Source organism: Oceaniovalibus sp. ACAM 378 (assembly GCF_008085915.1).
Lineage (GTDB): Bacteria > Pseudomonadota > Alphaproteobacteria > Rhodobacterales > Rhodobacteraceae > Oceaniglobus.
This window is the reverse complement of record NZ_VSJK01000112.1, coordinates 1-335: the sequence shown is the minus strand read 5'-3', so window position 1 is coordinate 335 and position 335 is coordinate 1. Positions and strand designations below refer to the sequence as shown.

Sequence of the window (335 nt, the reverse complement as noted above, 5' to 3'; positions counted from 1 at the left end):
GAACGCCTCGCCTTGGCTCGTCGAGCTGCTCAAGCGCAAGCCGCCGAAACTCGTGGCCGTCGCGCTGGCCAACAAGATCGCCAGGATCGCGTGGAAAATGATGATGTCGGGCGAGGCCTATAAGAACACTGCTGCGCGACCGGCCATGGCTTGCGCGGTGTGACGAGATCGGCCAGTCACGGGGAGCAGGTGAAAGACGCTACCGTGCTGAGCTGATGCGTGAACTTGCAGGAAATCTGAAGATGGTGTGATCGATCGATCCGAGACGTGGGACACCCCGTATGTGCCAATGGCCCGATGTGGCCGTCACCTTGTTTGGAACCAACGTCGCGGAA

General features: G+C 60.3%; 1 pseudogene. It reads left to right on the top strand.

Annotation, left to right across the window (positions count from 1 at the left end):
- A pseudogene (locus tag FQ320_RS25430) lies at nucleotides 1–163 on the top strand (IS110 family transposase); the annotation flags it as partial.
- Nucleotides 164–335: the final 172 nt, after the last annotated feature.